The organism is Marinobacter sp. bablab_jr003, from assembly GCF_016464245.1.
GTDB classification, from domain to species: Bacteria; Pseudomonadota; Gammaproteobacteria; order Pseudomonadales; family Oleiphilaceae; genus Marinobacter; species Marinobacter vinifirmus.
Map to the genome: position 1 here is coordinate 1 of NZ_JADARC010000061.1, position 6,593 is coordinate 6,593.

Annotated in this window: 9 protein-coding genes; all 9 read right to left on the reverse strand. The window is 53.7% G+C overall.

Going from position 1 to position 6,593, the window contains the following annotated elements:
- Positions 1 to 99: 99 nt before the first annotated feature.
- A complete protein-coding gene (locus H3Z84_RS06810) occupies positions 100 to 2,001 on the reverse strand; it encodes a hypothetical protein (RefSeq protein WP_199456938.1) in 1,902 nt (633 codons plus the stop codon).
- Positions 2,002 to 2,168: 167 nt separating this feature from the next.
- Positions 2,169 to 2,444: a hypothetical protein gene (locus H3Z84_RS06815; RefSeq protein WP_152521804.1), complete on the reverse strand. Its 276-nt coding sequence runs from the start codon at positions 2,442 to 2,444 to the stop codon at positions 2,169 to 2,171.
- Between the two features lie 293 nt (positions 2,445 to 2,737).
- Complete coding sequence (locus H3Z84_RS06820; RefSeq protein ID WP_223268841.1) at positions 2,738 to 3,094, reverse strand: cytochrome c biogenesis CcdA family protein; 357 nt, start codon at positions 3,092 to 3,094, stop codon at positions 2,738 to 2,740.
- Between the two features lie 26 nt (positions 3,095 to 3,120).
- The gene (locus tag H3Z84_RS06825) at positions 3,121 to 3,597 is read right to left on the reverse strand and encodes a hypothetical protein (RefSeq protein WP_199456939.1); all 477 of its coding nucleotides are present in this window, start codon (positions 3,595 to 3,597) and stop codon (positions 3,121 to 3,123) included.
- Positions 3,598 to 3,646: 49 nt separating this feature from the next.
- A complete protein-coding gene (locus tag H3Z84_RS06830; RefSeq protein WP_011784882.1) occupies positions 3,647 to 4,102 on the reverse strand; it encodes a c-type cytochrome in 456 nt (151 codons plus the stop codon).
- Positions 4,095 to 4,949: a WD40/YVTN/BNR-like repeat-containing protein gene (locus H3Z84_RS06835; RefSeq protein ID WP_053115571.1), complete on the reverse strand. Its 855-nt coding sequence runs from the start codon at positions 4,947 to 4,949 to the stop codon at positions 4,095 to 4,097. Before H3Z84_RS06835 ends, H3Z84_RS06830 begins: the two co-directional genes overlap by 8 nt.
- 10 nt (positions 4,950 to 4,959) lie before the next feature.
- Complete coding sequence (locus H3Z84_RS06840; RefSeq protein ID WP_094625678.1) at positions 4,960 to 5,469, reverse strand: DUF411 domain-containing protein; 510 nt, start codon at positions 5,467 to 5,469, stop codon at positions 4,960 to 4,962.
- Positions 5,470 to 5,568: 99 nt separating this feature from the next.
- Positions 5,569 to 5,862 (reverse strand): hypothetical protein, encoded by a 294-nt coding sequence (locus H3Z84_RS06845; RefSeq protein WP_094625679.1) that lies wholly within the window; start codon positions 5,860 to 5,862, stop codon positions 5,569 to 5,571.
- 111 nt (positions 5,863 to 5,973) lie between these two features.
- On the reverse strand, positions 5,974 to 6,282 hold the full coding sequence (locus H3Z84_RS06850; RefSeq protein WP_228285638.1) for a hypothetical protein: 309 nt from the start codon (positions 6,280 to 6,282) through the stop codon (positions 5,974 to 5,976).
- Positions 6,283 to 6,593 lie beyond the last annotated feature (311 nt).

Sequence of the window (6,593 nt, forward strand, 5' to 3'; positions counted from 1 at the left end):
GTCACCCTTGAGGGCGGCTAGGGCAACTTTGGACTTGAACGATGGGCTGTATTGCTTGCGTTTCTTGCTCATGATTCTCCTCCTTGTGGAGATGATGAATCAGAGCTTAGGCACCTGTCCAAATTTCGGGGTCCACTTCAGATGACGGCAACCGGTTGCAGCATAAAGTGCCATAACGCAATAGCGTGCCAAGGCATTGTGGTAGCTAAGAGGGCTGTCCCATTGGGTATCGTTTAGGGCTTGAGTGGCTTGAGATATTTGATCAATAAGCAACGATTCTAATGGAGCTAGCAGGCTCCCGAGTACGTTGACTCTTGAGTCCCCCGCTTTATCGCTGCCACTTAATTCAAGGTTGAAACCGTTCTCGACGGCCTTAATGTCCCAGTTTGCGTACCCGCAGGCAGCAGGGAGTGCCGCTCTAGGGTGGGCAGCACTGAGTCGTGCAAACGAATGGTCGGATGTGAGATTGAAGACTTGTTGGGGGTGAGCGTTGGCAAGTTTTGCGCTCGTTAGTCTTGGGAAGTGGTCTTTGGCGTGTCGGTTGAACCAGGTTTCTGGAGTTTCGCCAGAGAGCTGAAACCATAGATTGTAAAGGGAGTGATTACTGTTGACTGCGGACTCGAAGGCGCCATTGAGCGCTTGCTGAACAACGCCGGGTATTTTGAGCGATAAAGATGACTCAAACGGCTCAATGCATTGAATCGCATTCTGGTCGGGAACCCAAGAATGATGCCTTTTGGGTGAGTGGCGATGAGCGACTGAAAAATCGGGCATCAAAGCCCATTCATTTTGTGTGGTAGAAGAAATCGCAAGTTCCAGTGTAAAGGGTAACGAGCGCGAGAGTCGGGTGGCCAACCAAACAACGGCCGCTCCTAAGCGGTCAAGCTGGTTGTTTGATGTGAGTAGTTGGTTTATCCATGCATTCAGAGATTGCAGTTCGGGCGGTAGTGGCTTATCCCAGCTCCAGGGTAAGTAGTGAGACAGCTCCGTTGTCTGAAGCAAGATGCTCTGGCCAGTGAGCCGCTGCCGTTCAGGTGGGTCGTCGGCATTGACTGTGTAGAGAAGGGCTTCTTCAGAGTTTTCGTCAGATTCGTCATTGGGCGCGTCAAGCAGATCCAGTGATTGGAATTGGTAGTCACTCAGTTGTTGCGTTTCGGGGAGTCGGTTGCGAGAGAATATGGCCAAGGGTGCGTGGAAGAAAGGCTGCGCCACATTTTCTAAATCATTGGGCTCGCAGTTGCCTTCACAGATTAAAACGAGGGAGTTTAAAAACCGTTGGGCGCTGGCGTCTTGAGACTGGACGAACAACTCATTGGCGGCGTTTCTGAGGGCTAGAGTGAATCGATCAAAGGTGAACGGTTGCAGAGCAACATGGCGCTTGGCACGTTCAAGTGTTTTATCGATGATAAGCCAATTGTTGTGGTGTGTGTTTTGGGTCAAAAAGCTGGCGACTTTCTGGATGCGTTTGTCGCTCAGGCAGCGTCTGTTGGCTGCGTGATCCAGCGCTTGCACTATGAGCCAAATGCGTAAGGCTCGCCTAAGAGCGTATTGCTCTTCGGTATTCGCGATAGCGAGTGGGTTAACGATTAGGCAGAGTAAGAAGTGTCTTTTCTCAATACTGGCACCCAAGTCACGCAGCTTTTTCTTTGTCTGATCGGAGTTTCCTGCGTGGGGTAGTGCGGGGAACTCGATAGCGATATCTGAGGAGTCAGTGAAGGCTTGGCGAAGATCTGAAAGGAGCGCAACGAGGGGGTTGTTGGACCAGGCAGCAAGAATCTCTAAGGATTCTGGGTGGGACAGCTCTTGGTTTAGGTTGCCGATAACTGTAAAGTGCTTGCTGAATCCGAAGGTCAAGGCGGTAAGCTCGAATACCTCCGATAGTTGAGCATCCTTGGCCCAGGTATGAAGAGTGTCGTATTGTGGGGTTGGTTGCCTTACGGTCGTATTGTCGGTGGCTTGGGGTTCAACGCTGTGCCAATCTTGAGTGCCATTAATAGTCATTAATCGGTGTCTCGCGCATCTACCAATGTTCTTGAAACTATAGATAACTGCACGATTTATGGCAAAAAAGCACAATTTAGAACAAAATATATGTTCCTATGAGCGTCCTCCTCATAACCGTCGTAGGTTCGAATCCTGCCCCCGCTACCATAAAAAAGAAAGGCAGATCAGTTGCTTACTGGTCTGCCTTTTTTGCATTTGGGGCCGCCAAACTTCCCTGTGACGAATATGTGACATATCTGTGCCAATTTTTGTGACCTGGCACCTCCAGCCAGCCGCTTCGATATCACCAGCGACAAACTTAAAGCGCTCCACATTACCTGAAAAAACTGTTTTCCCGGGCGTATCGCCGTCAGCTTGCCGCTGAAGAACGTCAGCACGAGCTGCAGGCCCGGATTCTCGGCCATAGCGCCGGCAATCTCTGTGGAAGTGCGCTCGGTCACCCGGAAGGAAACCATCGGCCAAGACCATCGCCGTGCTCGCAAAGCTCGTTCCGCCCCGGATGATCGTCTGAGGCATGTTCTGTTCGCTATTAAACAAAAGCGAACGTTCAAGATCCTCCACTGCGAACCGGTTTTTAATTCAGTCCTGAAGAACAATGAGCCGCTTCAATGGTTCGGCAATGCAAAGCCATTAGTTAACGAAATAGCGGCCCCATTTGTTCATGAAACCTGTTTATACGCAGTATTTGAGCATGAAGCCATGGACCGTTCCCTGTAGTTTGGCTGTAGGAAGCTCAACCAAGCCTTCCGAGAACCGGAAACGTCGACAACATCCACGACGCAAAGAGTGTCATCCGACCGGTGAGCACCATTACTCCCATTACAACGAGCACCAAGCCAGCAAGCGCTCTCAGCAGTCTACTCCAGCGACTGAGCCAGCGTACTCGTTGCCGAAAGTGTTCAATAAACAGGGCGGTTCCGAGAAAAGGAAGAGCCAACCCCAACGAATACGCCGCCAGATACAGCATGCCCGCCTCAGCATTGGCATGCGTGGAGCTGAGCGCCAATATGGCCCCGAGTATGGGGCCTATACAGGGTGTCCAGCCGATGGCAAACGCGGCGCCAATTCCCCAGGTTGCAAGATCAGGAATTTAGTCCCCTAAGTTTTGTAAGTCCGTTAAACTGCCCAGAAATCAAATTTGATACCTTCACTGGAAGGGTCGTTGTCGATGATAACCCTCGACCGCCATAGCATCTTGCCGGTACCGCACTCCGGCAGGGTAATGGTTCCCTGGTAAACACCCTGGGCATTCGGTAGCAGCTGGGTGCGGACCACGCCCATGTACATTTCAAGCCCTTCGAAATCCCCGATCAGGGAGTCTGCTGTCATGTTATCGAGACGCACACGAATGGGAATCTCTGTCATCGATTCGATGGCTTCATTACCTAAGCCGACTGTGATGGTTTGATCGCCCTTTCGCCCGATACACTGACCTTCAAAAGGTGCGCATCCCTCGGTGGCGTAAAAAGTGACACCGGCATCCAGATCAGGCTTCAGGTACTGCGGCAACACGAAAATTGCAGCGACCACCAGACTGAAACCGGCTATACCGAATAACCATGACCATTTATTGAAGTGCTGCTTCAACGACATTTTCGAGTTACCGAGATTTAAAGGAGTGTTGTCTGGTATCCGTGAGAAGTCAGGAGGGGCTCTCGGCCTGGTTAATGTCCTGACTTTCGTTCTGTTGATAGCGGCGCTGGTCGTCTGTCCATAGTGTTCTCAGGTACTCGATCACCCACTGAATTTCCTCGTCGGTGAGGGTGTCCTCAAATGCTGGCATAGCCAGCCGATCTGTTTTGTTGAAGGGATGCCGCCATCCCTCGGCAATCATCCTGAACAGCATGGCATCACTGTGGCGCCAGGTGTGGCCGGTCTCATCGTGTGGTGGCGGGGGCATTTCGCCTTTCTCATCCGGTTTGTTCCAGTTGGCCGCACCTTCACCCTGCCATCCGTGGCAGGCGGCGCAGTATTGCTCGTAGATCTGGCGACCCTTGGCCACTTCGGTCGGCAAGCTGTCGCTGTTTGGTGGCGCGCCACCGGCCATCAGAAGGGCCGGGGCAACGAGCAAGACCAGCGGGACAAACCACTTATTCATGAACAGGCACCCATTCGCCAGAGGCGTTCCGCGAAAGCAGGTCTCCGTTTTCCGTGCCCACCACGAGTCCTTCCTTGGGTGAGAATGTCAGAGCGGTGATTGCCTGGGGTATTTCAAGGCCAACCCAGGTTTCGCCGCCGTCAGAACTGTGGTGAAGTTGCCCCTCGATTACGGCGTAGACGTTCTCCGGGGCCGAAGGATCGTAATCAATGGCCGTCACCGCCCCTCGCAATTCGCCGGCATCGCCCCAGAAGCAAAAACAGTCCATGGAACGGGCCACACCACGGGTGGTGCCCGCGAACAGCCAGCCACTTTCCATGCTGCCGGGCATATCCGAGTGCAGGAACGCCTGCACCGGCTCCCGGGGTCCACCGTCAACCTTCACCCATTCGCCACCGCCGTCCCTGGATCGGAACATGCCACCTTCACCAAGATAGGCGTAGAGCGTTTCCGGTTGGGTGGCGTGGGCGGCAATGGCGGTGATTCCGAGATCCGGCAGGGTGTCATTGAGGGAATGCCAGCGCTCGCTAGCATACTCATAGCGCCAGATGCCAAGGCCTGGCCCTGCCAGGTACAGGCGTTCGTCCGCGCCCTTTGCCATGGAACGGGGTTGAGCGCCGGAATCGGACGGTGGCAGCGGGATGTCGGCGGCAGTCTTATCATCAAGAACAAGCAGGCCGCTATCCCGAAGCACCAGCAGGGCGCCGGAGGAGTCAGTCGCCAGCGCTTTCACTGCTTGGGCATCATTCGCAGACTCGGCTTGAACCAGGGCCGGCATGACGGCAACCAACGCGAACAGGAAAAGCCTGGAAACGCCAGAATTCAGGCGGTAAACCATCGTTTTCATGGGGCTGACCTCAGTAATCCTTGTGTTCACGGAAAACACCTTGCTTGCCATTGGCATTAAAAGCGATGACCTGGTAATCGTCCTTCCGGCCGGTTTCCATGCCGGGGGTGCCATGGGGCATGCCCGGCACTGATAGCCCAATCGTATTGAACTGCGGGTCCTCAAGGTAGGCGACGATGTCATTGGCCGGCACATGGCCCTCAATCACCAGGTCTCCGATCAGCGCAGTGTGGCAGGACGCCATATCTCGGGGTACGTCGTACTCTTGCTTGATTTCATTGAGGTTGTCGGTTTCAACGATGCGGGTCTCAAAGCCATTGGCCGCGAGGTGCTCGGCCCAGTCCTGGCAGCAACCGCAATTGGGGCTCTTGTAAATGGTGATGGCCTGAACTGTCTTTCCACTCTCGGCTTGCGCAACCGATGACTGGTCAGATTCGTTGGCCTGGATGGCCAAGGTGGCGCCAGCGCCGATAACGACAGCGGCTATACCCGTATAAAGGGCGAGTTTCATGGTCTTCATGGAAAATCCTCGGTTGGAATCGCTTATATGCAGTGCAGGGCTCGGGGATGCACATGCATCCCCGGCCCATAGCTTCAGTTCATGAGGGTGTCCAAATGGTTATTTGGTGCCGGTGTCTTTGTCTTTCATGCCATCGCCACCATGAGCCTGCATCATCTTCATGCACGCTGCGGTCATGGCTTTACGGTCTTCAGGGGACATATCGGACATCATGTTCATCATCCCCATCATGCCGCCCATACCCTCCGTGCCTTGCGAGGACATCATGCCATTCTGCTCGGAGTGTCCGGCCATCATGCCGGCGCCTTCGCCGTGGGCAACGGCAGAGAAGAGGGCAACACTGCCTGCCAGAACGGCGGCGGTTACGGTAAGCTTGAGTTTTGAATTACGCATTTGATTTACTCCAGTTAAAGTCTCGTTACGGATGGACGGAAGTACGAGACTTTGTTGTAAGAATTAACGTTAAAGAGCTTGCCTCCTAGAGGCAAAAATCCGGGTTAAAACTCAGGAGTGGTGTTCTGGAGGAGGCGTAATAGAGGCCAGGAACGGATCCTGGTAGAAGGTTGATCGTGCGGTCAATACCGGGTGGGAGCCCGTATCGGTAAAACCGATGGAATCCCCCGGTAACAGGGCAACGCTGACGCTGACCCCGCATTTGATCAGCCCACTGGCGCTCGGGCAGGCCATGTCAGGGGCTGAGGAACAATCCGTTTCAGTATCTGTTGAGGAGCCGGCGCTCTCAGCCTGAGCCATCATCATGGAACCACAATCCGGCATCGCAGTGTCCGCGTCGCTGTCCGCTATTTTGGACATAGCCAATGCCGGCCCGCTTATCACCAGAAGCAGTGATAGCAGCGCGGAAATAAATTGGCGGGTTGTTGCGGTCATCCTGATTCCAAGCACCAAGCTGTAAAGGTTCAACGCTGTGACACACAGCTCGTCTTTCAGTTCACCAAATCCTAGCAGTTTTTATTTCAATGATACTGAAGTGGACCCCGAAATTTGGACAGGTGCCTAAGCTCTGATTCATCATCTCCACAAGGAGGAGAATCATGAGCAAGAAACGCAAGCAATACAGCCCATCGTTCAAGTCCAAAGTTGCCCTAGCCGCCCTCAAGGGTGAC

Coding starts and splice junctions, on each gene's coding strand:
- H3Z84_RS06810 (WP_199456938.1), bottom strand. CDS start 2,001: ATGACTATTAATGGCACTCAAGATTGGCACAGCGTTGAACCCCAAGCC.
- H3Z84_RS06825 (WP_199456939.1), bottom strand. CDS start 3,597: ATGTCGTTGAAGCAGCACTTCAATAAATGGTCATGGTTATTCGGTATA.
- H3Z84_RS06830 (WP_011784882.1), bottom strand. CDS start 4,102: ATGAATAAGTGGTTTGTCCCGCTGGTCTTGCTCGTTGCCCCGGCCCTT.
- H3Z84_RS06835 (WP_053115571.1), bottom strand. CDS start 4,949: ATGAAAACGATGGTTTACCGCCTGAATTCTGGCGTTTCCAGGCTTTTC.
- H3Z84_RS06840 (WP_094625678.1), bottom strand. CDS start 5,469: ATGAAGACCATGAAACTCGCCCTTTATACGGGTATAGCCGCTGTCGTT.
- H3Z84_RS06845 (WP_094625679.1), bottom strand. CDS start 5,862: ATGCGTAATTCAAAACTCAAGCTTACCGTAACCGCCGCCGTTCTGGCA.
- H3Z84_RS06850 (WP_228285638.1), bottom strand. CDS start 6,282: ATGTCCAAAATAGCGGACAGCGACGCGGACACTGCGATGCCGGATTGT.